The sequence below is a fragment of the Protofrankia sp. CiP1_Cm_nod3 genome (assembly GCF_982290655.1).
The window spans coordinates 15,542-16,291 of record NZ_CEVIVD010000105.1; the positions used below are offsets into that span (position 1 = coordinate 15,542).

Sequence of the window (750 nt, forward strand, 5' to 3'; positions counted from 1 at the left end):
GGCGGGCCCGCGGGCAACGTGCCGGCGCGTGATCGGCAGTGCGCGCCGTGCATCCGTCGGCGTGCACCGCGCACCAACATGTCGACATCCGGACATGTGCGTCGGGTAACTAAAAGAGATCTTGTTTTAGCATCTGATGATGACGCAGTGTGTCCACATTGATGCTCTATGGTTAAAGGATATGCGATCATGGCTTTGAGCGAAGGGGCGGGAGCGAGGGCGGAGCCGTCGCGCCCGGGGATCGTTTCGCCGGCGGTCGGGGCATCCGCCCGTCCGGAGCCGGGGGCGGCCACGACCGCGTGCCCGGAGATCCGCGAAAGCCGGGAGTGCCCGCGATGATACGTATGACATCGGTGACCAAGAGCTACCATAGCGGCACGCGGCCCGCCCTGGACGACATCAGCCTCGAGATCACCGCAGGGGAGTTCGTCTTCCTGGTCGGCCCGTCCGGCTCGGGCAAGTCCACCTTGCTGCGGCTGCTGCTGCGGGAGGAGCGGCCCACCTCCGGCGTGGTCGAGTTCGCCGGCCGGGACGTGGCGAGCATCCCCGACCGTCGGGTACCGCTGCTGCGCCGTCAGGTCGGCTGTGTCTTCCAGGACTTCCGGCTGCTCGCGGACCGGACCGCCGCGGGCAACGTCGCCTTCGCCATGGACGTCACCGGCCGTCCGCGGCACGTGGTCCGCACGGTCGTGCCCGAGGTGCTCGGTCTGGTCGGGCTCGCTGGCAAGGAGAACCGCTACCCCGACGAGC

Annotated in this window: 1 protein-coding gene; it reads left to right on the forward strand. The window is 68.5% G+C overall.

What is annotated here, in order from left to right; all coding sequences use genetic code 11:
• Positions 1 to 335: 335 nt before the first annotated feature.
• Positions 336 to 750, forward strand: a 415-nt coding sequence (locus AC5LUJ_RS17795) for a cell division ATP-binding protein FtsE (protein WP_493465334.1), incomplete at its 3' end; no start/stop codon positions are given.